Origin of the sequence: Hymenobacter sp. (assembly GCF_036387835.1) — a bacterium.
Lineage (GTDB): Bacteria > Bacteroidota > Bacteroidia > Cytophagales > Hymenobacteraceae > Hymenobacter.
In genome coordinates, this window is the sequence record NZ_DASVSY010000083.1 from 19,085 (window position 1) to 39,940 (window position 20,856).

Genomic DNA, 20,856 nt, shown 5'->3' on the forward strand with positions numbered 1-20,856 from the left:
CTTATGATGATTCTTCCCGCGTCCCGTTCTACTATGCGCCCTCAGCGTCTGCGCTTTTCTGCCTTGTGGTGGGGCCTGTTGCTAGCGCTCAGCAGCGGGCTAGGTGCCTGCTCTGGCAGCAAATCCACCTTCACCCAAAGCGGACAAGGGTCTTACTACGCTGATAAGTTCGAAGGGCGCAAAACGGCCAGCGGCACCACTTACCGGGGTGGCAAGCTCACGGCGGCGCATAATACCTTACCGTTCGGCACCGTAATACGCGTCACGAATCCTCGCAACCACCGCTCCGTAAAAGTCACGGTCACCGACCGGGGCCCGCATGCCAAGGGCCGCATCGTGGACCTCTCCCGCAAAGCCGCCCGCAAAATCGATATCATCGACGCGGGGGTAGCGCCGGTGCAGCTGAAAGTGGTGAAGAAGAAAAGATAACTCGACTTGTTCGGCAACATGTTGGTTTAAGCGGCAAAACAACCAGTCACTCAAGTCAGCCACCCAATCATCGACCCATGCGTATTCGCAAAAAAGTAGCTTGGCAGCTCCCAACTAAGTTGGGCCGTTTTCTGGCTCTCGAAGCTTTCATCAAGGCCGCCGAAGCCCAAAGCTGGACCGAGGCCGAAGTGCAGTTTGTAATCAACGAAGTAGTGGAAGCCAAGGACGATACCGAGGCGCTGGAGATTCTGCAAGACTACTCGCAGCGCTAAGCCTGCACTTCCTGAAACTCAAAAACGGCCCGGACCATCAAGGTCCGGGCCGTTTTTGGGTGGGTGAAACATCGTCAGCTTACCGTCCTTTTTTCTTGGACTTCGACTTGCTCTTGCTGTTGTCTTTGGTGGCTTGCATAAGGCTGTCTTGCTGTGCTTTAGAGGCAGCCGTAGTCAGGCGGCCCGATAGTGACATATAGTCGCCTTCCTTCAAGGTGGCGGTGGTGCCATTGGCCATGGTTACGGTACCGTCGGGGCTGATTTTGGTACCGTTGACGAGAGACGCTTCCTGGGTAACGGGGCTGGTAATGCCACTCTGGGTCATGAGCACCTTGCCTTCCTTCATCATTACGCCGTCTTTGACGCTAATACCTTTGCTGACAACTTTACCTTTGGGCTGCACTGGCTTACGGGGTGGCAGTTTCGTTTGCGCCTGCGCGGCCAAGCTGCCTAACCCGAGGAGTAAAGCCAGCACGAAAGTGGAAATTTTGTTCATGGAAGCTGGGAAAAGAAAACTGGATAAAGAAATACTAACAGCGTAACATACAAAACAAGGGCCAGTTCCATTTCAGTAACCTAGCCTAACCTTGCTGCGTTTGCAAATTAGCAGTGGCTTGCTTGTCAAGCGTTATTTTCCCACTATTGTTTACTTGCGCCCATGAGTTCAGCACCCAAAACCGACGACGATATCTATTCGCAATTCAAGACGGACGTAAACATGACGGCCGCCGAAATAGAGAAATGGCTGCAAACCGAAGAATCGAAGTCGGTGGGCCAAGACAGCGGCGACGGCCAAAGCATCGGCCACAAGTCTGGCGAGCATATCATCCGCATCCTCCAGAAGAAACAGGCCGACTTTACCCCCGACGACGAAGCCCACATGCACAAGGTGCACAGCTACGTCAGCCGGCATTCGGCCCAGAAGCCTGGCTCCGATATCGAACACTCCCGCTGGCGGTACTCCCTTATGAACTGGGGCCACGACCCCACAAAATAACAACTACCTGCCGGCCCCCGCGGCTCCGGCTTGTCTTGCATCCGCACAGACGAGTTGGAGCCGCTTGCTTTAAGAACAAGCTTGAAAACCTTTTTTGCAGTTAAAACAGCTTGGTGCAACATCTACCCGTAAGGCTATCGTAGGCGGCCTACTGCTTTTTTGCTTCCTTCCTTTTCAAGCTATTTTGCTGGCATGGAATACAAAGATTATTACAAGGCGCTGGGGGTCGATAAAAACGCCACCACCGACCAAATCAAGAAAGCCTACCGCAAGCTGGCCCGCCAATACCACCCCGATGTGAACCCCAACAATCCGGACGCGGAGCGTAAGTTCAAAGAGGTGAACGAAGCCAACGAAGTGCTTTCGGACGAGGAAAAGCGCCGCAAATACGACGAATTGGGTGCCGACTGGCAACGCTATCAACAAGCCGGGGCCGGCCGCGGCCAGACTCAAGGCGGCTTCGACTGGTCGCAGTACGCGCAGCAGGGCGGGTTCAGCAACGCCGACTTCGGCGACGAAACCGACTTCTCGGATTTTTTCGGCTCGATCTTCGGCAACATGGGCGGCCGCGGGGCTGGCGGCAACCGGGCCAGCGCCGGCCCCGATTACCAAGCTGAATTAGAACTAAGCCTCGAAGACGCCTACCAGGGCGGCCCACGCACGCTCAACGTAAGCGGCAAAAGCCTGCGCCTCACTATTCACCCCGGCGTCGAAGACGGCCAGACAATTCGCCTGCGCGACCAGGGCGGCCCCGGCCGCAACGGCGGGCCCAATGGCTCGCTCTATCTCACGTTGCGGGTGCTGCCCGACCCGCGCTTCGCCCGCAACGGCAACGACCTCACGCAGGAAGTGCAGGTGCCACTTTACCGTGCCTTGCTTGGCGGCGAGCAGGTGGTAGACACCTTGTCGGGGCCTGTCAAAATCAACATCAAGCCCGAAACGCAGAACGGCACCCGGCTGCGGCTGCGGGGCAAAGGATTTCCGGTGTACAGGAAAGAAGGCCAGTTCGGCGACCTGTATCTGCGCCTCACCGTGCAGCTGCCGCAGCAGCTTACCGACAAAGAGAAAGAGCTAATCCGGCAGCTGGCTGCCCTGCGCAACGACTAATCCCGAGACCCTAGCGCTATGAAAACCCACATCATTCGCATCACCTACCACGACTGCGCCCTGCGCTATGGCCTGAGCGAAGCCGATCTGCGGGGCTTCGCCGACCTCGGCCTACTCGCCACCGACTCCACCACCGATACCATCCACGACGAGCCCGAGCACCTAGCCCGTCTCGCCCGCTTGCAGCACGAGTTAGGCCTGAGCAAAGAAGGCATCGACGTCGTACTAGCCATGCGCCAGCGCCTGCTCTCCCTCCAGCACGAGCTCATGCTTCAACGCGCCCGCGCCCGGCAGTTCGAGCACCTCCTAGGCAGCACCGGTCCCACCCTCGACGCCGACGATTGGCTTTAGAGTGAATGAGCGAATGAGTGACTGAGTGAAGTCGCCTACGGCGCGAATGGGGCGGGCGGAGGGATGCCACGACGCGAAAAGTCGTGGCACCGTTAGCGTTGAACAACTCCTCTTGTTCAATATCGGGCAGGCATCGGCAACGATAGGGGCATCCCTCCGCCCGCCCCATTCGCGCCGTAGGCGACTTCACTCAGTCACTCATTCGCTCATTCACTCTAAAGCAGCTCTACGCCTAACGCTAGCGCGGTGCCGGCCAGGGTGGCGGCTAGCTTGGGCAGGTTGAGGCGGTGTTCGGGGCTGGTTTCAAAGAGGATGGTGGTGGAAACGTGCAGAAAATTACCAGCCACAAAGCCTAGCAAAGCGGCGTAAAGGCCACCTGTTAGGAGTTGGTCGAGTACCACGTAGTTACTGACCACGATGCCTATGGGGGCGGCCAGCGCAAAAAGCACCAGAAACGGCAGCGCCCGCCGGAAGCTTCCGAGCCGCAGCATCAGGGCCGCTACCAGCGCAAACGCGGCCGGAATATGGTGCAACGCCACCCCCGTTAGGATGGCGTAGAAGTTGTCACTCACGCTACCTGCGGCCGGTGCTTTCACCAGAATGCTGCCCTCCAGAAAGGAGTGAATGAGCAGTGAAAACAACAGCAGAAACGGTACGTGCCCGGCGTGCGAGGTATGGTGGTGCACGTGTCCGTGCTCGACGCCCTGCGAGAATACCTCTAGCACTAATTGGCCAAAAAAGCCTGCCAGCACATAATAGCCAATGCGGTGTATATCGCCCGGCACCAGCAGGAGCGCCTCGGGCAGCAAGTGCGTGATGGTGAGCGTAAACAGGTAAGCGCCGCTAAAAGCCAGCAGCGGCTTCATCCAGGTAGTACTGGCTGTTGGCACCAATTGGGTGGCCCAGCCAGCTCCCAACACGGTACAGAACAACAGCAGAACGGCAAACCACATGATTGGAATGGTTTAATTGTTTTAGGGTTTGATGGCTATACTTGATGCGCTGTATAAGCTATCGGTTAGTTAGCAGGGCAGCCATGCACCCTATTTTTTCAGGATGAAAATCATGCGGGGGCTGGTTTCTTCGTTGTACGGGTTGAGCTGATAGTCGCCTAGCACTTCGGCCACCCGTAGTCCAGCCAGGTAGAAGTACTCTTCGAACCGTGCTTGCGTGAGGGCCCGAACCCGCTCGGCATAATGGTAGGATTGCCCACCGGGAGTTTGAAAGCCGATTTCCTTCACGATAAAGTCACGGTCGAGGTGGCGATGCAAGTGGAACGTGATGCCCTCTACGGTTTTGTGTTCGTGCGTAACTAATTCCTGAATAGCTCGCTCGGTATTCAGAAAGTCGATTACCATTTTGCCACCGGGCCGTAGGGCGGCCGTAGCATTGCGCAGGGCTACTACGTTTTCGCTTTCATCTTGGAAATAGCCGAAGCTGGTAAACAAGTTGAACACAAAATCGAAGGGGCCATACAACAGCGGATTGCGCATATCGTGCACCTGAAAATGCAAGCGCGCATGCTCTTGGTGCCGGGCGGCCGCAATACTTTCCACCGACAAATCCAGACCGGTTACCTCGTAGCCTCGCTCGCTTAGCTGCAGCGCGTGCCGCCCCTTGCCACAGGCCAGATCCAGCAGGTGCGCGTCGGGTTTGGGGTGCAGGTGCGCCAACAGCGCAGCAATGAAAGCCCCCGCCTCGGTATAGTTCCGGTTGCGGTACAGCAGATGGTAATACGGCGAATCAAACCAGGTGCTAAACCACTCGGGCTCAAGCGCGGAGACTTGTGACATAAATAAACAAAAGCGGGCCCTACTGATCTTGCTGCATAAGGAGCAGCTTGGCTTCAATAGCAAAGCAAACAGCCCGGCACCAAATAAAACAGCAACTCCACTTGGTAGCAACTTTAGCTAAAGGTATACCCATCAGCTGCGCTCTATTTTGCAACAATGTTACAAAATAGTCGCAACAACCATCCGCGCCTGAAAGAGGAAGAGGAACCCAGGCAGCTAATCTGCTCCCAGGTTCCTCTTCACCTCACAGCTAACCAGCCTGTTACTGCGCGGCTGGTTTATAATCAGGATTACGCTCCAGCGCCATATCGCACACCGGACATTTGCCCGGCTCGTTGCTGGCACTGCCTTCACAGCCCATCGGACAGACGTACGCCGTAACCAAAGCTGGCGCCTTACCGGCGCTGTCCGCTGTTGGGGCGGCCGCGGAAGTAGCCGGCCGACTCTCACAAGCTACCGAGCCGATGGCTAGCAGCATTGCCACGGCAGCACGCACCAACGAAAATCCTCTCATGGTTCGCAAAACCTACTCCTGAGGCTTTTCACCGCCTTCAGAAGCGGGCTCATCTTCGGCCTTTACCGGCTGACCGCCAGCCTTGGTGCGGTCTTCAGACCGCTTGGTCATCTCGGCTTTTTTAGCATCAGCCGATATGTTGGCATCCGCGCTGGGCCGCTCCCGGCCTTCCAGGTCTACGTGGGAGCTGATGGGGCGCTCAATGGCTCCACCCTTGCTTTGGTCGGCGGCGGCGGCAGTGTGCTGGTCGAAGTTGTCGGAGGAACGGGAGCCGGGCTCTACCATGTCCAGGGATACCTTGTTTTCGGGCCGCCAGTCGGAAGGTTCACTGCTGCAGGCAGCCAAAGAGAGCGTGGCCGCGGCCAGAGCGGAAAGCGCAAGTTGCTTGGTCATACTATTAGGTTGTTGATTAGTAGTTGATGATGGTTGGTTGCTAGCTGATGGTTGAATTGTTGATTGCTAAGTGTTGACGCGTTGTATAACCAGCTAGCAGCCGATCCAGCAATCAACAAATAACAATCAGCAGTCAATAATCACTTAGCAATCAACTTTCGGCTGGCAGCAGGTTTTTACGGCGCAGCATCGATTCGAATAGCTTCTGGTCGTTGGGGGAGTTGAACACCTTAAACGGAACGTGTAGGAACATGGGCGTTTCAAAGGTACGAGCCACCCAGGCGCGCCAGCCCGTTATGTCGGCTGGTGGGTCTTGGTTGCGGAACCAGAGCAGGTAGCCGTCGGGCTCGCGCTTCACGTGCCCAATCATTTCCCAGTTCACGCCCATACCCCGGCCTTCTTTCTCGTTCTGCATCAAGCCAATCTGCCGCTGATCAATAACGTAGTTCATCCGCTCGAACAAGGGCTTGGTTTGCTCCATCTGCGTAACGGCCGTAATCTGAGACGAGCGCAGCAGCACATAAAGCAAGGTTAGCACTAGCCCCGACACCAGCCACCACCACGAAGGCCAGATAGCGGCGGGCAGCACGCCTATTGCAAACGGAATCAAAGCAAACCACCACTCCTTGCGCCACACATGGCCCATTGCCACGCGCGTGTACAGATTGGAATCTAGTTGATGTTTTTTAGTGCGGATGGCCAGCGGTGAACCTGCTTGTACCTGCTGCTGCCGGTAGCCTCCACGTTGATTAGGTTGTTGCATCTTATTAAATGGTTGAATTGCTGAATGGTTAAATGGTTGATCGTTCTTGCAAATCGGTGAACGGTCAACCATTTAACCATTCAGCAATTCAACCATTTAATAAGCTTTTAAACTCAGGTCGAGACTTTTAGTTGAGTGTGTGAGGGCTCCTACAGAAATAAAATCGACGCCGCTGGCCGCTACCTCAGCAATGGTATGCTCGGTAATGCCGCCGCTGGCTTCGGTTGGGTAGCGCCCGTTGATAAGCTCTACCGCCTCCCGTAGCTGCGCCGGGGTCATGTTGTCGAGCATGATGCGGGCAACGCCCCCCGTGTCGAGGGCCTGCTGTACTTCGGCTAGGCTGCGGGTTTCCACTTCAATAGGCAACTGCCGGCCGGTTTGACGCAGGTAAGCTTGCGTGGCTTCAATAGCCTGCCGAATACCCCCGGCATAGTCGACGTGGTTGTCTTTGAGGATGATCATGTCGAAGAGGCCGTAGCGGTGGTTGACACCGCCCCCGATGAGCACCGCCCACTTTTCGCAAAGCCGAAAGTTGGGGGTGGTTTTGCGGGTATCGAGCAAGCGGGCTTTGGTACCGGCCAACAGCGTGTTGAGGTAGGCGGTGTGGGTAGCAATGCCACTCATGCGCTGCATACAATTGAGCATCAGCCGCTCAGCCGTCAGAATGCTTTGAGCACGGCCCTCTACGGTCAGCACAATATCGCCGTGCTGCACGCGGGCACCGTCGGCCAGCAGTTCCTCCACCTGTAGCGCCGGATCCACTTCTTGGAAAATCAGGTGTGCCAACTCCACCCCGGCCAACACGCCTTCGTCTTTCACCAGTAGCCGCGCCCGCTTCTGCGCGGAATCGGGAATAGAAGCGAGCGAAGAATGGTCACCGTCGCCCACATCTTCCAGAAGAGCGGTCCGAATGAAAGAGGTTAATGCTTCGGCGGTGAGGTAGGAGGGTTTTTGCACGGCGCAAAAATAGTGAACTTCCTTCGGAGAGTAACGGAGTAGCGAAGTAACTGAGTAAGGTTGTTCGGGCAAACCAACCTTACCGGCCAGTATCGCCCCTTGGACCTTGAAAACGAACAAGCCCGCAACGACCATACTGGCGTTGCGGGCTTGTTCGTTTTATTTACGCTTCCGGAACCGGCAAGAGCACTACTTAACTACTCGCTTGCTCGGTCATTCCGTTGCTCTGTTACTCTTTCGTGAACTCCATGTTGTCGATTCGCAAGGCCCCGTTGGCGCTCTTCATTTTTACGAACACACGATATATGGCGTCTTTACTTTTATACTTACCTACGGCATACGGCACGCCACCGTCGCTGCCACCTTGGTGTACTATTTCAAAGCTGGACGGTGCCGTCTTGGCGAAGAAATCTTTCATCACAAATTCTGCCTGCGTGGCGCTATAGCTCTGCCGGTCTCCGTTGATGCTAATTTCAACCGTTCCACCAAAGTACTGCGACAATTCACGAGAAGAAGCATTGCGTAAGGCCCCACTAATAGAGCCAATAACCTCGCCCTGCGACTGTCCCGCCACCGAAATTAACATCAGCCACCCGAATACGAGAGCTTGAAAAAGAATGCGTTTCATTTCAAAGTATAGGATACATCATAAGGTACGCTAAAATTATGCCAACCCCTGCCTACGCAGGGTGAAGCCTCTAGGTTATTTGCACAGTGCGCAGGTGAAGCAGTGAACTACCCCTAGCCTAAAGGTATAGGGGCTTCTCCATCAAGTGCGGAGAACTTTTCCTGCTTCAGCGACCTGACTAGCGTCAGCATCTCCACCGGCTCACCGGAGCGTTCCGCCCCTGAATGCTTTATCAGCGCCATCTGCTTGATGTTAATGGCGGCGTTATGGTCCCTATCATGATGCGAATCACAGGACGGACAATCCCATTCCCTATCGGCTAAGGTCAACGTGTGGTTGGTATAGCCACACGTTGAGCAGAGCTTGGTGGATGGCTGGAACCGCCCAATGACGAGCAGGTGCTTACCCTGCCAGTCGCATTTATATTCCAACTGCCGACGAAATTCCGTCCAACTCACATCTGAAATCGCTTGAGCGAGTTTGTGATTTTTGAGCAGGTTCTTCACGGCTAAATCTTCAATAGCAATTCCGTCGTGGTTCTTGACGAGTCGGCTACTGAGTTGGTGCAGGAAATCCTTCCGGCTGTTGGTAATACGTTCGTGTTGCTTGGCTACCTGCAAGTTGGCTTTGCGCCGGTTGGCGCTGCCCTTCACTTTATGCGAAGCCCGGCGCTGTAACACCTTCAACCGAGCAAGATTATTACGTAAGTGCCTGGGGTTCGCTACCGCTTCGCCTTCGCTGGTTACTAGGAAGTCTTTGATACCCAAGTCCAGCCCGACCACATTATCAGGATTGAGTGGTACCAACGGTTCGGTTTGCTGGTTGGTATCGACCAGCACCGAGGCAAAGAACTTGCCTGTGGGTGTCCGACGAATCGTGACGGTCTTGACCGTGCCGCGAAACTTACGATAAAATACCGCTTTGATACCGGACTTGAATTTGGGCAGGCTGATGGTGCCTTTCCGGAAATCAACTTGCCCGTTGGCGGGTACCTGAAAGGAACCCCCTTTCGCTTTCTTGCGGAAGGTGGGATACTCCCCACGTCCCCGGAAGAAGTTGGTGAAGGCGTTATCCAGATTACGCAATGCCATTTGCAGGCTTTGGGAGTTAACCAGCTTCAACCACGGACACTCGGTTTTGAGGTCGGGTAACTGATTAATCAGGTCAAAGCAGGAAACGGTCTTGCCGAACCGAGTGTAGGCTTGTTGCTTGGTATCCAACGCCAGATTGTAGACAAACCTAGCGGAGCCGATATGCTGATTCAGCAAGTCGGTTTGCGCAAGAGTGGGGTACAAGCGGTAGGAATAGCCACGAAGCATAGATAATTATACGTATTATTTACAGAAAGCTGTTGTTTGCTATAAGAACATTTTATAGCATAGGAGATGAGAGAAGGATATCACACCAGAAGCCACAGCAAATACCTGCTGAAATTGCATATCGTGTTGATTGTTTAGTACCGGCGCAACCTGCTGCGGGGCACGTTCAAAGTGGCGCTGAAAGCCAGTTTCTACCACCTCGCCAAGGAGCAAGATTTCCTGATTGATCCGATTGAAACAGACAAGAATTACGTTCACGTCTTAGTAGACATTCCACCCACGCTATCCGCGTTTGAGGTGGTACACCGCTTGAAAGGTGGCAGCACGTATCGGCTCTGGAAGCAGTACGAACGGTATTTGCTTCGCTATTTCTGGAAGGAACGCACTCTGTTCTCGGATGACTATTTCGTCTGTTTGACCGGCGAAGCATCCACGGAAACGGTGCGGCTCTACATTGCCTCACAAGGCTAACACGAAGCTCGTGGTAACAACTGTTCAACTGTTCGCTGTAATCCCCTTGCCTAAAGGCGAAGGGGATTACAGCGAACAGTTATAGATAAAATACCGTTGTTCCGGCGTCAGCCGCCTATCTTTGCCCCCATGAACAAGCAAGTATTGTTGGTGATTCTTGATGGCTGGGGTATAGCCAAAAACAAAGCGGTTTCTGCCGTCGACAAAGCGCAGACTCCCTTCGTTGATTCACTGTTGAAGCGGTTTCCGCACAGCAAGTTGCAGGCATCCGGCGAAGCTGTAGGGCTCCCCGATGGCCAGATGGGCAACTCCGAAGTTGGGCACATGAACATTGGGGCTGGCCGCGTGGTGTACCAGGAGTTGGTGCGCATCAACAAGGCTATTCGGGAGCGGAAATTAGGTTCTATCCTGGCGCTGGAAAAAGCGTTTGCGTATGCCCGCACCAACGGCAAAACGCTGCACCTCATGGGCTTGCTTTCTGATGGCGGTGTTCATTCACACATCGAACACCTGAAAGCCCTCTGCACCCTGGCCCACGACGCCGAGGTGCACAAAGTGTTCATCCATGCCTTCACCGACGGCCGCGACACCGACCCCAAGGGCGGCGTGGGCTACGTCAACGACCTGGAGCAGCATCTGCAACACGGTGCCAGCGGCAAGATTGCCTCCATTGTGGGCCGCTACTACGCCATGGACCGCGACAATCGTTGGGAACGGGTGAAGGTGGCCTACGATCTGCTGGTAAACGGCAAAGGCACGCCCTCGCAGAACCTGATTCAAAGCATGCAGGACTCCTACAAGGAAGGCGTTACCGACGAGTTTCTGAAGCCGATTGTAAAGGTGGGCGCCGACGGTCAGCCGCTGGCGACCATGCAGGAAGGCGACGTGGTTATCTGCTTCAACTTCCGCACCGACCGGGGCCGTGAAATTACGCAGGCGCTAACGCAGCAGGATTTCAACGCTTTCCAGATGCACCGCCTGAACCTGCACTACCTCACCATGACCAACTACGACGCCACTTTCACGGGCGTCACCCCCATTTTCGAGAAAGACAATCTCGAAAATACCTTGGGCGCAGTTCTGGAGGCAAACGGCAAAAAGCAGATCCGTATTGCCGAAACCGAGAAGTACCCGCACGTTACGTTCTTTTTCTCGGGTGGCCGTGAAAAGGAATTCGAGGGAGAAACCCGCCTCATGCGGCCGTCGCCCAAAGTAGCCACCTACGACCTGCAACCCGAAATGAGTGCCGCCGACCTGCGCGACGCGCTAGTACCGGAACTACAAGCTAAATCGGCGGATTTCGTGGTGCTTAACTTCGCTAATCCCGACATGGTGGGCCACACCGGCGTGTTCGATGCCGTAGTGAAAGCCGTGGAAACGGTAGATGCCTGCGCTAAGTCTGTAATAGAAAATGCTTTAGCCAGCAATTACGCCTGCATCGTTATTGCCGACCATGGCAACGCCGAGTTCATGATCAACCCCGACGGCTCGCCCAACACGGCCCACACCACCAACCTGGTGCCCTGCATCCTGGCCGACAACGAGTACAAAGGCACCCTCGCCGACGGTAAGCTCGGCGATATTGCCCCCACCGTACTGGCGCTAATGGGCCTGACCCAACCCGCCGATATGACAGGCGTGAGTTTGCTACAGCCCGAAGGAAAGGCAGCACGTGCGTAACAACAGTTGGCTAGGTATACTTCTGCTACTCGCGGCCTGTGGGCCGGGCGAGGATGCCACCGTGCGCCCGATACCCATCAACCGCAAGCCCATCTACTTTGACGTCAAAGGCTTCCTCGACAGCCAGGTAGTATTTCTCAACCGTCGCCAGCCAATCGTCGAGAAGCAGGTACGCCTGCGCGACGGCAAAGTAGAAACCACCTGCGTCGCCAAAACCGACTGGAGCAAGGAGCTACAGATTTTCTACCAGATGGACATCAACAAGCCGGCTTTGCGCGGAGCGTATGATGTAAAAAACGTAAATCAGCCCGCTGCCACAGCCGACTTATACCAGCGAAAGGCAGGAGTAAAGGCCGCAGTGCGTGAACTTCTTGTTGCAAGCGCCATCAATTATCCGGCGACTATCAACGCTACTGTAATTCAGGACAACTCTCTGTTTTATTCCGAGAAGAAACTGTCTCTGCGTGCTGATGCACAAGGAATAAAAAGCTATAGTGTAGAAGGCGTGCAAAAGCTGGTCATGTTTGATACGGTGCGCTATTCAGTGCGGACTCGGGTGGTGAGGTAGAAAGTAAAAGAGTTCGGCTAGTGCTTATTATTAGGTAGTTGGCGGCTTCTTTTCGTCAAATGCTGTAACAATTTTTATCATGTGAATAAAAATTAATATGGGGACTGCCCATAAACTCGGCATGACTGCATCCTTAAACAACGCCCTGCTGATGGCTTGTTGTTGCGTTTGGATTGGGCCTATTTCTATTGAAAAAAATATCCAAAATAGCGCAATGATGACGAACACCATTAAGTAAGGTAACGTCATCATAGACCAATGAATGCGCTTATTTATGAAGCGCTGAATTAGCCATATCAAAAGCAACGTAGAAAGCGCAGCCCATATTATCTGGGGAGTCCATATTAAGACATGCAATATTGTTTCCGCCCCTGATCTTGAATTATTGCTAATATCAATGTCAGGTGTATAATACAATGAATCGAGCTGTATGAACATTATTTTAAATCTTTAATCATAATATTCGCTAGGCAAATCTGCTAATAATAACAATGTCAAGCGTCCTTCTAATGACGGAAGAAGCCGACTTAACCCGTCAGATTCCTCCTGCGTCGGAAGGACAGCTTAATCCAGATAGGGCTGTACGCGGGCTAGGCTAGGTTGCCCGGCAGTAAACGTAGCCGATACGGTGTTGGCGCGGTCGGTGTCGCGGAGGCGGAGTTGCCCGCAGGGGCCACCACTCTGCCGCGCCGACTCGTTCAACGTAACGCGCAGGCGTTGCCCGTAGGCTGGCTGAAAATTGGTGATGACGGCCTGCCGAAGCAGATCCTTTTCCGGTGAATGGTAGAACTCGAAGGAGTTGCCTTGGTGCTGCAGGGTTAGGATGGTATCCGTTTGTCCGGCTTCGTGCATGTTAGCAAACGGCTTGCGGCTCACTATTTTAGCCCCGGAGCGCAACAACTCTTCTACGGTGGGCTCGGCCCCAAATGGCTGCCCCGCTAGCGTGTCGTTGGTGAGCGTGCAAGGGGTGTTGCTGCTGACAGGCTGTGGCCGCGGCGTTGCTGGCCGCCGCCTTTCCTGCTTGGGCTTAGTGGCAACTGTTGCGGGCGGATCTTTGGCCTCACAGCTTGCTAGGCCCATGGCTACATAAAGCAGCAGAGTTGGAAAGAAATGCTTACGAAACAACAGTAGAGCAGACTCCATGAGACATAAAAAGCAAGTGCTTTTTCCTCATACGAGAAACCACGATGGCCGGGCTTCTTAATTGAAAAATTATATTACCCCGCCAGAAGAATATTTTGCTCTCAGCCCCAATCTACTCGGTGCCCATCAAGGTAGCTACCACCCAGCGCCGCCCACCCTGGTTGCGGTGCTCCCCCAAGTAAATACCCTGCCAGGTGCCCAACGCTAGTTCGCCATTGGTGATGGGCATACTGACCGCGTGGCCGAGCATAGCCGCCTTAAGATGAGCGGGCATGTCGTCAGGGCCTTCGAGGGTGTGGCGGAAGTAGGGGGCGTTTTCGGGTACTGCTTGGTTGAAGTACGACTCGAAATCGATGCGCACGGTGGGGTCGGCGTTTTCGTTGATGCTTAGGCTGGCCGATGTATGCTGGATGAAAAAGTGCGCCGTACCCACCCGGATTCGTTCTAGCTCGGGTAGCTCCGCTACCAATAAATCTGTGACGAGGTGGAAGCCACGGCGCACGGCTGGCAGGCGCAGTCGTTTTTGAATGTAGAGCATCAGCTTAAGGATTTACCCGCTCGTAAGCGCCTAAGTCGGGAGCTGTTACGCTGCGGGGCTTGTTGAGCAAGTCGCGCGGTATGGTGGGATTGAAAACGCCCTTGTTACTGGCCGGCGAGAGAGTGTCGAGGCGGTAGTCATACTTGTTGCCAATGCTTCGGGCGGGCGAACTTTTAAACTTTGGGAAGTTCGGGTCTATAGGGCCTATCTGATTGTTGTTGTTGTCGAAGCCGAGCTTGTTGCCAACATCCGTAGCGCCAGCGTATTCCTCAGTCCGCAAAATGCTGTTGCGAATCACAACGTTAGGACGATACAGCTGGCCATTTTCGAAATTCAACTCGTCTCGGATTGAACCCCAAACAATGGAATTGTTGATGCTCACCCTAACTGTGTTTGGCAGCGCGGTTTGTTGGGCCACTGGCTTGTCTGTGAAACTCAAAGAAGCTGAATTACGCCGAAACTGCGGGGTGTAGTTAGCTACTGTGCAGTAATTCACGTCGTAAGTCCCGCCGTAGCCTAGCATGGCATACTCGCCGCAATTGGTGAACAAACAGTTACGCAAGTCGAAGTCGCCGGAAAAGCCGAGGACGCCGCTACCGTCGAAGCTCTGGCCGCCACTGGCAAACGTGAGGGCTGCCCCGGAAATATTGCGCAGAATGGTGTTCTCGGCCGTGACCTTGGGGTGTGGCCCGTTGAGCGGGTTATAAATCAGCAAGCCAAACGAGGCATTCTTGATTTCGGTGAAACGCACCAAATTGTTGCGGCTGCTACTAGCATCGAATTGAATACCAGCCCACTGCCCCGGAGTGTCAGTGTAGAAAGCCTCGAGCCGGTCACCCTGAAAACGCACGAACGTGGCCGTATCGGTAGGCGCCAATTCGGCGGTGGGGTTGGTGTTTTCGTTGATGCGGAGCGTGCCGCGCACCAGCATAGCCGAACCGGCATGGGAGTAGATGCGCGTACCCGGCTGGATGCGCAAGGTCACGCCCGCATCTACCACTACCACGCCGTAGATAACGTGCGGACGGTTTTTAGGCCAGGTGGTGTTGCGGCGAATGTGCTCTTCGGGGCCGTGGAAGTAGGCATTCTGCCCGTAGGCGACCAGCCGTACCCCCTGCTCATTACCGTTGGTATTGAACAGCAGCTGGTCGTCGACCAGAAATGGCTTATTATCAGCGGCATTGGGGCCAAGCACTGCTTTCACCAAAATAAGCAGGCTGTCTTTGCCCCTGATTTCGAGGTCAGTAGCGGCCTTGGTTTCGTCGCCGTTGATGAGCAGCGAGTACGTACCGGGGTTGGTATCGGACAGCCGAATTTCACTGACTTTCACGGCGCGGGCATTGCGGTTGTACACCCACAGGCGCTTGCTCACGGTGCCTACCTGCGCAAATACCGTATCGAAGAGCACGGTATCGGCCGAAAACGCCAGCTTGGCGCTGCCGTCGGTAGTAAACAAGTCTTCCTTCGGCTCGCAGCCCGGCAACAGGCAGAGCAGCGCCGAAAAAACGAGCAGCAGCGGGAGTAAAAAGCGCATAGCTGATTTGTGGTGATTGGTTTTTAGTTTCTGGCTATCAGGTGAACAGCTCCCGGACACGCAAGGCATTTCACTTCTCTTTTCCTAACGGCCAACAACTGAAAACCAATCTCCGTAAACCAAAAATTAAGATACGCCTTCTTTCAGACGCTCAGCACTTTCCGCAATGCGCAGCTGCTCCACAAAGTCGTCGATGTTGCCTTCCATTACGCTGGCCAGGTTGTACACCGTGAAGCCAATGCGGTGGTCGGTTACGCGGCCTTGGGGGTAGTTATAGGTACGGATTTTGTCGGACCGGTCGCCACCCCCAATCATGCTTTTGCGAGCCGCGCCTTCCACTTCGTTTTTCTTGGCCAGCTCGATTTCGTAGATGCGCGAGCGAAGCACTTGCAGGGCCTTGTCGAAGTTCTTGAGCTGCGACTTCTGATCCTGGCACTGCGCTACTAAGCCCGTGGGCAAGTGCGTAAGGCGCACGGCCGAGTAAGTGGTGTTCACCGACTGCCCACCAGGTCCCGACGACATAAAGAGGTCTTTCCGGACGTCGTTCATGTCGATTTGCACGTCCAGTTCCTCGGCTTCCGGCATCACCACAATCGAGGCTACCGAAGTGTGAATGCGGCCCTGCGTTTCGGTGGCCGGTACCCGCTGCACCCGATGCACGCCCGATTCGAACTTGAGCTTGCCGTACACGTCCTCGCCTTTCACGGCCAGAATAATCTCCTTGTAGCCGCCCGATGTGCCTTCGGTAGCGTCAATCAAATCCATTTTCAGGCCGTGACGCTCGGCGTAACGCATGTACATGCGCTGCAAGTCGCCCGCGAAAATGGCCGCTTCGTCGCCGCCCGCTCCGGCCCGGATTTCCATGATGACGTCTTTCGAATCGTTGGGGTCCTTGGGGAGCAGCAAGTCTTTGATAAGGACTTCGAGGCGCTCCTGCTCGGGGTACAGGGATTCTAGCTCGTCCTTTGCCATTTGGCGGAAGTCCTCATCTTTCTCGTTGGCAATGACCTCCTTGGCGCTGTCGATGTTGGCCAGCACGTTTTGGTAAGCCTTATACTCCACCACAATCTTGTGGAGGTCTTTATATTCTTTATTGAGCGTCTTATAGCGTTTCATATCGCTCATGGCGTCGGGCTGCGTGAGCTGCTCTGCCACGTCGTTGAACCGCTGTTGAATAGCTTCTAGTTTGTCTAGCATCTGGCCTTCGGAGAATTGTATTAGGAGTGCAAAGGTACTGAAAACAAACACGTCCTGTGCACGGTACGGTTCCTTGTACCACCCCACATCCGGCTCCTGCGGGAGTGGTGAATCTATGAGGGAGAAACGTGTCTTGTTCGCTACTCACAAACTCATCTTTCTTCAATTTACCACTTCCCCGAGGGACCATATTCGGGGTAAGTTTTTCAGAACAATTACTGCTCTTTCCAGAAAATGCCTACTTTACGGCCAGAAGTACGCACTTATGGCCTCGCTTTCGTACCCAAGTTTTGTAATTCCATTGCCCACCGGCGTCTCCTTGACGACTGGCATCCTCCTTATTACAGGTATTACAACCCGCTAGACGGGCTGCGCTACCTCTCCTTGCCTTGATGTTTCGCAGCCCGTCGCCGGCCGCTTCCTCACCAGAAGCCAAGCCGGAACCGACGGGCTTTTTCATGCCAATCTTTTTGGGGGTTGGTTTCTGGTTTTTGGTTTTTCGCCTTCAACCAAAAACCAAAAACCAGAAACCAAAAACTTTCTTGCAATGCAGGTTCTGAAATTTGGTGGTTCGTCGGTGGCTACGGCGCCCAATCTCCAGCGCGTGGCGCAGCTCGTGGAAGCGGCCGCCCGCCAAGCGCCCACGGTAGTAGTGGTATCGGCCCTCGGGGGCACCACCGACGCGCTGATTGAAGCCGGCCGCCTCGCTGCCACCGGCTCCGACGAATACCGCTCCCACCTCAAACGGCTGGAAGAGCGCCACTTAGAAGCCGTACGCGGCCTGCTGCCCATCCCCGACCAAAGCGCGGTGCTAAGCTTGGTGAAAACCTACTGCAACGAGCTCGACAGCGTTTGCGACGGGGTGTATTCGCTCGGGGAACTGTCGAACCGCACGCTGGATAGGCTGGTGAGCTTTGGGGAACTGCTGTCGTCGCGGCTGCTGGCGGCTTGCTTGAAGGTGCACGGCGTGGCCCACATTTGGCAAGACAGCCGGCAGCTAATCCGCACCGACTCCCACCACGGCTTTGCGGCGGTAGACACGGCCGTTACCAACCGGCAGATTCAGGAGTTTGTGGCCGCGCAGCCGAGTTTAGTGTACGTGGTGCCGGGCTTTATTGGCGCTGATGCACAAGGCGCCACCACCACCCTCGGCCGCGGCGGCTCCGACTACACTGCGGCCATTTTCGCGGGGACGTTGGAAGCTGAGCGGCTAGAAATCTGGACTGATGTGAGCGGTATGATGACGGCCGACCCGCGCCTCGTGACGCTGGCCCGCCCAATTCCGCGCATCTCGTATCAGGAAGCCATGGAGTTGTCGCACTTCGGGGCCAAGGTGTTGTATCCGCCCACTATTCAGCCGGTTATGAGCCAAGGCATTCCGCTCTGGATCAAGAATACCTTCGCGCCGGAAGACGAAGGCACGCTGGTAGAGGTGAGTCCGCCCGCTAACCGGGACGTGGTGCGAGGTTTGTCGAGCATTGGACAGCTGGCTCTACTGAACCTGGAAGGCAGTGGCATGGTGGGCATTCCGGGATTCTCGCGGCGGTTGTTTGGGGCGCTGGCGCTGCTGCGTATCAACGTGATTCTTATCACCCAAAGCTCGTCGGAGCACTCGATTTGCGTAGCGGTGCGGGCCGCCGATGCCGGGTCGGCGCAAGCGGCAGTCGATGAAGAGTTCAGCACGGAAATAGCGGCGGGCAAAGTGGCGCCGCTGCGCTGCGAAATGGACCTGGCCATTGTGGCGTTGGTGGGCGAGCAAATGCGTAATCACCCCGGCATCAGTGGGCGCATGTTTGGGGCGTTGGGTCAGAATGGCGTCAACATCCGGGCCATTGCGCAGGGCTCGTCGGAGCGGAATATCTCAGCGGTGATTCGGACTACCGATGTGCGCAAGGCCATCAACGTACTGCACGAGGAGTTTTTCGAGGAAACCACTAAGCAGGTGAACCTGTTTGTGGCGGGCGTGGGCAACGTAGGCAAAAAGCTGCTCGAACAAATGGCCCGGCAGCAGCCGTGGCTGCGCGAGAAGCTGCGCCTGAACTTGCGCGTAGTGGGCTTGGCCAATAGCCAGCGTTTCGTGCTAACCGAGGAAGACGGCATCGAGCTAAACGACTGGCAAGCAGCGCTAGAGCAAGGGCAGCCCCTGAATCTAACGGAGCTGGTAGAGCAGCTACACGCCCGCAACCTGCGCAACACCGTGTTTGTGGACGTGACGGCCAGCGCCGACGTAGCAAAAATCTACGCTTCCTTGCTGGAAAAAAGCGTGGCGGTAGTAGCCTGCAACAAGGTGGCTTGTTCGTCGGAATACGTGAACTATGCCCGCCTGAAGTCCCTGGCCCGCGAGTTCAATGCCGAGTTTCTGTTTGAAACCAACGTGGGCGCGGGCCTGCCCGTTATTGGCTCGCTCAACGACCTGCTTCGCAGCGGCGACGAAGTGCACCGCATCGAGGCGGTGCTGTCGGGCACGCTCAACTTCGTGTTCAACCACTACGATGGCACCGTGCCCTTCGCCGACGTGGTGCGCCAGGCCCAAGCCGAAGGCTACACCGAGCCCGACCCGCGCTTGGACCTGAGCGGCACCGACGTGGCCCGCAAGATTCTGATTTTGGCCCGCGAAGCCGGTCAGGAAATGGAGCTGGCCGATATCCACAACGAATCGTTCCTGCCCGCCTCCTGCCTGGAGGGCGACGTGGAAGCTTTTTATGAGCAGCTGGCCGTGCACGAAGCGCACTTCCGCGGCCTCTATGATGCGGCGGCCGCCCAAGGTCAGCGCCTGAAATTCGTGGCGCGCTACGCCAACGGGCAAGCCAGCGTCGGGCTGCAAGGCGTAGCGCCGGGCCACGACTTCTACGTGTTGCAAGGCAAAGACAACGCTGTGCTCTTCTTCACCAACCGCTACCCTGAGCAGCCGTTGGTAGTGAAAGGCGCCGGCGCCGGTGCCGACGTTACGGCTTCCGGGGTTTTTGCCGATGTAATCCGGGCCGCCCGGGCATAAGCCCACCAGTACCACGAGGCGGCGCTTCGTTTGTTGCACGATGGTCGTTGCAGCGGCGCCGTACCGGCCGTTCAACGAACAAAGCGCCGCTTCGTGGTACAGTTGTTCACCGATTTACCAAGCAGCAGCTTGGTGCCATCCTTCTCCCTTATGCCGACTTCCGATTTCCTGACGCTGTATTCACCAGCCACCGTGGCCAACGTAGTATGCGGCTTTGATGTGCTCGGCTTCGCGCTGGAAGCGCCTTTCGACACGATGCACCTGCGCCTAACTGAACAGCCGGGCGTAACCATCGTGCACGAGGACGACTTCAACCTGCCTACTGAGCCGGCGCGCAATGTGGCGGGGGCGGCGCTGCTAGCGTTGCTGCGGGCCGCCCCGGCGGGTACGGGCTTCGAGATGCGCATCAACAAAGCTATCCTGCCCGGCAGCGGAATTGGTAGTAGCGCGGCCAGCGCAGCCGGCGCCGTCGTTGGCGCTAATCAGCTGTTAGGCAGCATCTTCCCGAAAGAAGAGTTGGTGCGCTTCGCCATGTTTGGGGAGGAAGTAGCCTCGGGCGCGCAGCACGCCGACAACATTGCTCCTGCTATCTATGGAGGCGTTACGCTTATTCGCTCAGCCGAGCCGCTGGACATTGTGCCCTTATCGGCGCCGCCGCTGCACGTGACCGTGGTGCACCCGCAGATAGAAGTGCGCACCGCCGATGCCCGCCAGATTCTTAAGCAGCAAGTGCCGCTGAAAGCCGCTATCCGGCAGTGGGCCAACGTGGCCGGTTTGGTGGCGGGCCTCTTGAAGTCAGATTATCAGCTCATTGGCCGCTCGTTGGAAGATGTGATTGTGGAGCCGGTGCGCAGCATCCTGATTCCGGGCTTTGCCGCCGTGAAAGCCCGGAGCCTGGAAGCCGGCGCCCTAGGCGGCGGCATTTCCGGTTCCGGCCCTTCCATCTTCATGCTCAGCGAAAACGAAGCCACGGCGCAGGCCGTAGCCGCCGCCATGCGCGAAGTTTACGAACAGCTAGGCGTCGACTTTCACATTCATGTCAGCACCATCAACTCCACCGGCGTCCGATTTGCATAGTTAAGTTGAACACCGTCAAATATGCTGTAGAGACGCGACACTTCGCGTCTCGGCGTTGAACGACCGGCTTAGAACAGTATAAATCAAATAACTTCAGCAACGCCGAGACGCGAAGTGTCGCGTCTCTACA

General features: G+C 55.7%; 24 protein-coding genes. 10 read left to right on the forward strand and 14 right to left on the reverse strand.

All coding sequences use genetic code 11. The annotated features are described in order from the left end of the window. The first annotated feature begins 3 nt into the window (after positions 1-3). Entirely contained in the window at positions 4-429 is a 426-nt protein-coding gene (locus VF639_RS16635; protein WP_331147054.1) for a septal ring lytic transglycosylase RlpA family protein, read from the forward strand. 77 nt (positions 430-506) lie between these two features. Then, positions 507-701 carry a hypothetical protein gene (locus tag VF639_RS16640; protein WP_331147055.1) on the forward strand — a complete coding sequence of 65 codons (195 nt, stop codon included), beginning with the start codon at positions 507-509 and terminating at the stop codon, positions 699-701. 79 nt (positions 702-780) lie between these two features. Here the strand turns inward: VF639_RS16640 and VF639_RS16645 are convergent, their stop codons facing one another. Then, positions 781-1,197, reverse strand: coding sequence for a DUF6799 domain-containing protein (locus tag VF639_RS16645; RefSeq protein ID WP_331147056.1), 417 nt, complete (start codon positions 1,195-1,197; stop codon positions 781-783). Between the two features lie 162 nt (positions 1,198-1,359). Here VF639_RS16645 and VF639_RS16650 point away from each other — a divergent pair, with 162 nt between their 5' ends. The 3 genes from VF639_RS16650 (at position 1,360) to VF639_RS16660 (ending at position 3,156) form a co-directional block, all read left to right on the forward strand. Continuing rightward, positions 1,360-1,698 (forward strand): DUF3140 domain-containing protein, encoded by a 339-nt coding sequence (locus VF639_RS16650; protein ID WP_331147057.1) that lies wholly within the window; start codon positions 1,360-1,362, stop codon positions 1,696-1,698. A 192-nt stretch (positions 1,699-1,890) separates the two neighbouring features. Next, positions 1,891-2,805: a J domain-containing protein gene (locus VF639_RS16655; RefSeq protein WP_331147058.1), complete on the forward strand. Its 915-nt coding sequence runs from the start codon at positions 1,891-1,893 to the stop codon at positions 2,803-2,805. Positions 2,806-2,823: 18 nt separating this feature from the next. Continuing rightward, on the forward strand, positions 2,824-3,156 hold the full coding sequence (locus tag VF639_RS16660) for a MerR family transcriptional regulator (protein WP_331147059.1): 333 nt from the start codon (positions 2,824-2,826) through the stop codon (positions 3,154-3,156). A 215-nt stretch (positions 3,157-3,371) separates the two neighbouring features. Here the strand turns inward: VF639_RS16660 and VF639_RS16665 are convergent, their stop codons facing one another. The 8 genes from VF639_RS16665 to VF639_RS16700 form a co-directional block, all read right to left on the reverse strand. Beyond that, a complete protein-coding gene (locus VF639_RS16665) occupies positions 3,372-4,109 on the reverse strand; it encodes a ZIP family metal transporter (protein ID WP_331147060.1) in 738 nt (245 codons plus the stop codon). 90 nt (positions 4,110-4,199) lie between these two features. After that, on the reverse strand, positions 4,200-4,949 hold the full coding sequence (locus VF639_RS16670) for a class I SAM-dependent methyltransferase (RefSeq protein ID WP_331147061.1): 750 nt from the start codon (positions 4,947-4,949) through the stop codon (positions 4,200-4,202). A 262-nt stretch (positions 4,950-5,211) separates the two neighbouring features. Further along, complete coding sequence (locus VF639_RS16675) at positions 5,212-5,463, reverse strand: heavy metal-binding domain-containing protein (protein WP_331147062.1); 252 nt, start codon at positions 5,461-5,463, stop codon at positions 5,212-5,214. A gap of 12 nt (positions 5,464-5,475) precedes the next feature. Further along, positions 5,476-5,856 carry a hypothetical protein gene (locus VF639_RS16680; protein WP_331147063.1) on the reverse strand — a complete coding sequence of 127 codons (381 nt, stop codon included), beginning with the start codon at positions 5,854-5,856 and terminating at the stop codon, positions 5,476-5,478. A 151-nt stretch (positions 5,857-6,007) separates the two neighbouring features. Next, complete coding sequence (locus VF639_RS16685; protein WP_331147064.1) at positions 6,008-6,619, reverse strand: hypothetical protein; 612 nt, start codon at positions 6,617-6,619, stop codon at positions 6,008-6,010. Between the two features lie 96 nt (positions 6,620-6,715). Beyond that, a complete protein-coding gene (gene nadC, locus VF639_RS16690) occupies positions 6,716-7,576 on the reverse strand; it encodes a carboxylating nicotinate-nucleotide diphosphorylase (protein WP_331147065.1) in 861 nt (286 codons plus the stop codon). Between the two features lie 229 nt (positions 7,577-7,805). Beyond that, positions 7,806-8,204, reverse strand: a complete 399-nt coding sequence (locus VF639_RS16695; RefSeq protein ID WP_331147066.1) for a DUF4783 domain-containing protein — start codon at positions 8,202-8,204, stop codon at positions 7,806-7,808. Positions 8,205-8,317: 113 nt separating this feature from the next. After that, complete coding sequence (locus VF639_RS16700) at positions 8,318-9,523, reverse strand: RNA-guided endonuclease TnpB family protein (RefSeq protein ID WP_331147067.1); 1,206 nt, start codon at positions 9,521-9,523, stop codon at positions 8,318-8,320. A 150-nt stretch (positions 9,524-9,673) separates the two neighbouring features. Between VF639_RS16700 and tnpA the strand changes: the two genes are divergently transcribed. The 3 genes from tnpA (at position 9,674) to VF639_RS16715 (ending at position 12,242) form a co-directional block, all read left to right on the forward strand. Next, positions 9,674-9,994, forward strand: coding sequence for an IS200/IS605 family transposase (tnpA, locus tag VF639_RS16705; RefSeq protein ID WP_331147078.1), 321 nt, complete (start codon positions 9,674-9,676; stop codon positions 9,992-9,994). A 129-nt stretch (positions 9,995-10,123) separates the two neighbouring features. Next, complete coding sequence (gene gpmI, locus VF639_RS16710; RefSeq protein ID WP_331147068.1) at positions 10,124-11,674, forward strand: 2,3-bisphosphoglycerate-independent phosphoglycerate mutase; 1,551 nt, start codon at positions 10,124-10,126, stop codon at positions 11,672-11,674. Beyond that, positions 11,667-12,242, forward strand: a complete 576-nt coding sequence (locus VF639_RS16715; RefSeq protein WP_331147069.1) for a hypothetical protein — start codon at positions 11,667-11,669, stop codon at positions 12,240-12,242. Before gpmI ends, VF639_RS16715 begins: the two co-directional genes overlap by 8 nt. Before the next feature lie 30 nt (positions 12,243-12,272). Here the strand turns inward: VF639_RS16715 and VF639_RS16720 are convergent, their stop codons facing one another. The 5 genes from VF639_RS16720 to prfA form a co-directional block, all read right to left on the reverse strand. Beyond that, a complete protein-coding gene (locus tag VF639_RS16720; RefSeq protein WP_331147070.1) occupies positions 12,273-12,494 on the reverse strand; it encodes a hypothetical protein in 222 nt (73 codons plus the stop codon). A gap of 312 nt (positions 12,495-12,806) precedes the next feature. Beyond that, positions 12,807-13,385, reverse strand: a complete 579-nt coding sequence (locus VF639_RS16725; protein ID WP_331147071.1) for a hypothetical protein — start codon at positions 13,383-13,385, stop codon at positions 12,807-12,809. A 112-nt stretch (positions 13,386-13,497) separates the two neighbouring features. Further along, on the reverse strand, positions 13,498-13,923 hold the full coding sequence (locus tag VF639_RS16730; protein WP_331147072.1) for a secondary thiamine-phosphate synthase enzyme YjbQ: 426 nt from the start codon (positions 13,921-13,923) through the stop codon (positions 13,498-13,500). Positions 13,924-13,927: 4 nt separating this feature from the next. Then, positions 13,928-15,457, reverse strand: a complete 1,530-nt coding sequence (locus VF639_RS16735) for a hypothetical protein (protein ID WP_331147073.1) — start codon at positions 15,455-15,457, stop codon at positions 13,928-13,930. Positions 15,458-15,583: 126 nt separating this feature from the next. Continuing rightward, on the reverse strand, positions 15,584-16,654 hold the full coding sequence (prfA, locus tag VF639_RS16740; RefSeq protein ID WP_331147074.1) for a peptide chain release factor 1: 1,071 nt from the start codon (positions 16,652-16,654) through the stop codon (positions 15,584-15,586). A gap of 547 nt (positions 16,655-17,201) precedes the next feature. On the opposite strand from prfA, the gene thrA reads away from it, so the two are divergent. Both thrA and VF639_RS16750 read left to right on the forward strand, forming a co-directional pair. Beyond that, on the forward strand, positions 17,202-19,649 hold the full coding sequence (gene thrA / locus VF639_RS16745) for a bifunctional aspartate kinase/homoserine dehydrogenase I (RefSeq protein ID WP_331147075.1): 2,448 nt from the start codon (positions 17,202-17,204) through the stop codon (positions 19,647-19,649). Positions 19,650-19,799: 150 nt separating this feature from the next. Further along, positions 19,800-20,726: a homoserine kinase gene (locus VF639_RS16750; protein WP_331147076.1), complete on the forward strand. Its 927-nt coding sequence runs from the start codon at positions 19,800-19,802 to the stop codon at positions 20,724-20,726. Positions 20,727-20,856: the final 130 nt, after the last annotated feature.

Bases quoted from the DNA above. Each gene is read 5' to 3' on its own strand.
- VF639_RS16720 (WP_331147070.1), bottom strand. From the start codon at position 12,494: ATGATGACGTTACCTTACTTAATGGTGTTCGTCATCATTGCGCTATTT.
- VF639_RS16665 (WP_331147060.1), bottom strand. From the start codon at position 4,109: ATGTGGTTTGCCGTTCTGCTGTTGTTCTGTACCGTGTTGGGAGCTGGC.
- VF639_RS16685 (WP_331147064.1), bottom strand. From the start codon at position 6,619: ATGCAACAACCTAATCAACGTGGAGGCTACCGGCAGCAGCAGGTACAA.
- VF639_RS16680 (WP_331147063.1), bottom strand. From the start codon at position 5,856: ATGACCAAGCAACTTGCGCTTTCCGCTCTGGCCGCGGCCACGCTCTCT.
- thrA (WP_331147075.1), top strand. From the start codon at position 17,202: ATGCAGGTTCTGAAATTTGGTGGTTCGTCGGTGGCTACGGCGCCCAAT.
- VF639_RS16670 (WP_331147061.1), bottom strand. From the start codon at position 4,949: ATGTCACAAGTCTCCGCGCTTGAGCCCGAGTGGTTTAGCACCTGGTTT.
- VF639_RS16675 (WP_331147062.1), bottom strand. From the start codon at position 5,463: ATGAGAGGATTTTCGTTGGTGCGTGCTGCCGTGGCAATGCTGCTAGCC.
- VF639_RS16660 (WP_331147059.1), top strand. From the start codon at position 2,824: ATGAAAACCCACATCATTCGCATCACCTACCACGACTGCGCCCTGCGC.
- VF639_RS16640 (WP_331147055.1), top strand. From the start codon at position 507: ATGCGTATTCGCAAAAAAGTAGCTTGGCAGCTCCCAACTAAGTTGGGC.
- VF639_RS16650 (WP_331147057.1), top strand. From the start codon at position 1,360: ATGAGTTCAGCACCCAAAACCGACGACGATATCTATTCGCAATTCAAG.
- VF639_RS16695 (WP_331147066.1), bottom strand. From the start codon at position 8,204: ATGAAACGCATTCTTTTTCAAGCTCTCGTATTCGGGTGGCTGATGTTA.
- VF639_RS16730 (WP_331147072.1), bottom strand. From the start codon at position 13,923: ATGCTCTACATTCAAAAACGACTGCGCCTGCCAGCCGTGCGCCGTGGC.
- VF639_RS16655 (WP_331147058.1), top strand. From the start codon at position 1,891: ATGGAATACAAAGATTATTACAAGGCGCTGGGGGTCGATAAAAACGCC.
- VF639_RS16700 (WP_331147067.1), bottom strand. From the start codon at position 9,523: ATGCTTCGTGGCTATTCCTACCGCTTGTACCCCACTCTTGCGCAAACC.
- VF639_RS16635 (WP_331147054.1), top strand. From the start codon at position 4: ATGATGATTCTTCCCGCGTCCCGTTCTACTATGCGCCCTCAGCGTCTG.
- VF639_RS16735 (WP_331147073.1), bottom strand. From the start codon at position 15,457: ATGCGCTTTTTACTCCCGCTGCTGCTCGTTTTTTCGGCGCTGCTCTGC.
- prfA (WP_331147074.1), bottom strand. From the start codon at position 16,654: ATGCTAGACAAACTAGAAGCTATTCAACAGCGGTTCAACGACGTGGCA.
- VF639_RS16645 (WP_331147056.1), bottom strand. From the start codon at position 1,197: ATGAACAAAATTTCCACTTTCGTGCTGGCTTTACTCCTCGGGTTAGGC.
- gpmI (WP_331147068.1), top strand. From the start codon at position 10,124: ATGAACAAGCAAGTATTGTTGGTGATTCTTGATGGCTGGGGTATAGCC.
- VF639_RS16725 (WP_331147071.1), bottom strand. From the start codon at position 13,385: ATGGAGTCTGCTCTACTGTTGTTTCGTAAGCATTTCTTTCCAACTCTG.
- VF639_RS16750 (WP_331147076.1), top strand. From the start codon at position 19,800: ATGCCGACTTCCGATTTCCTGACGCTGTATTCACCAGCCACCGTGGCC.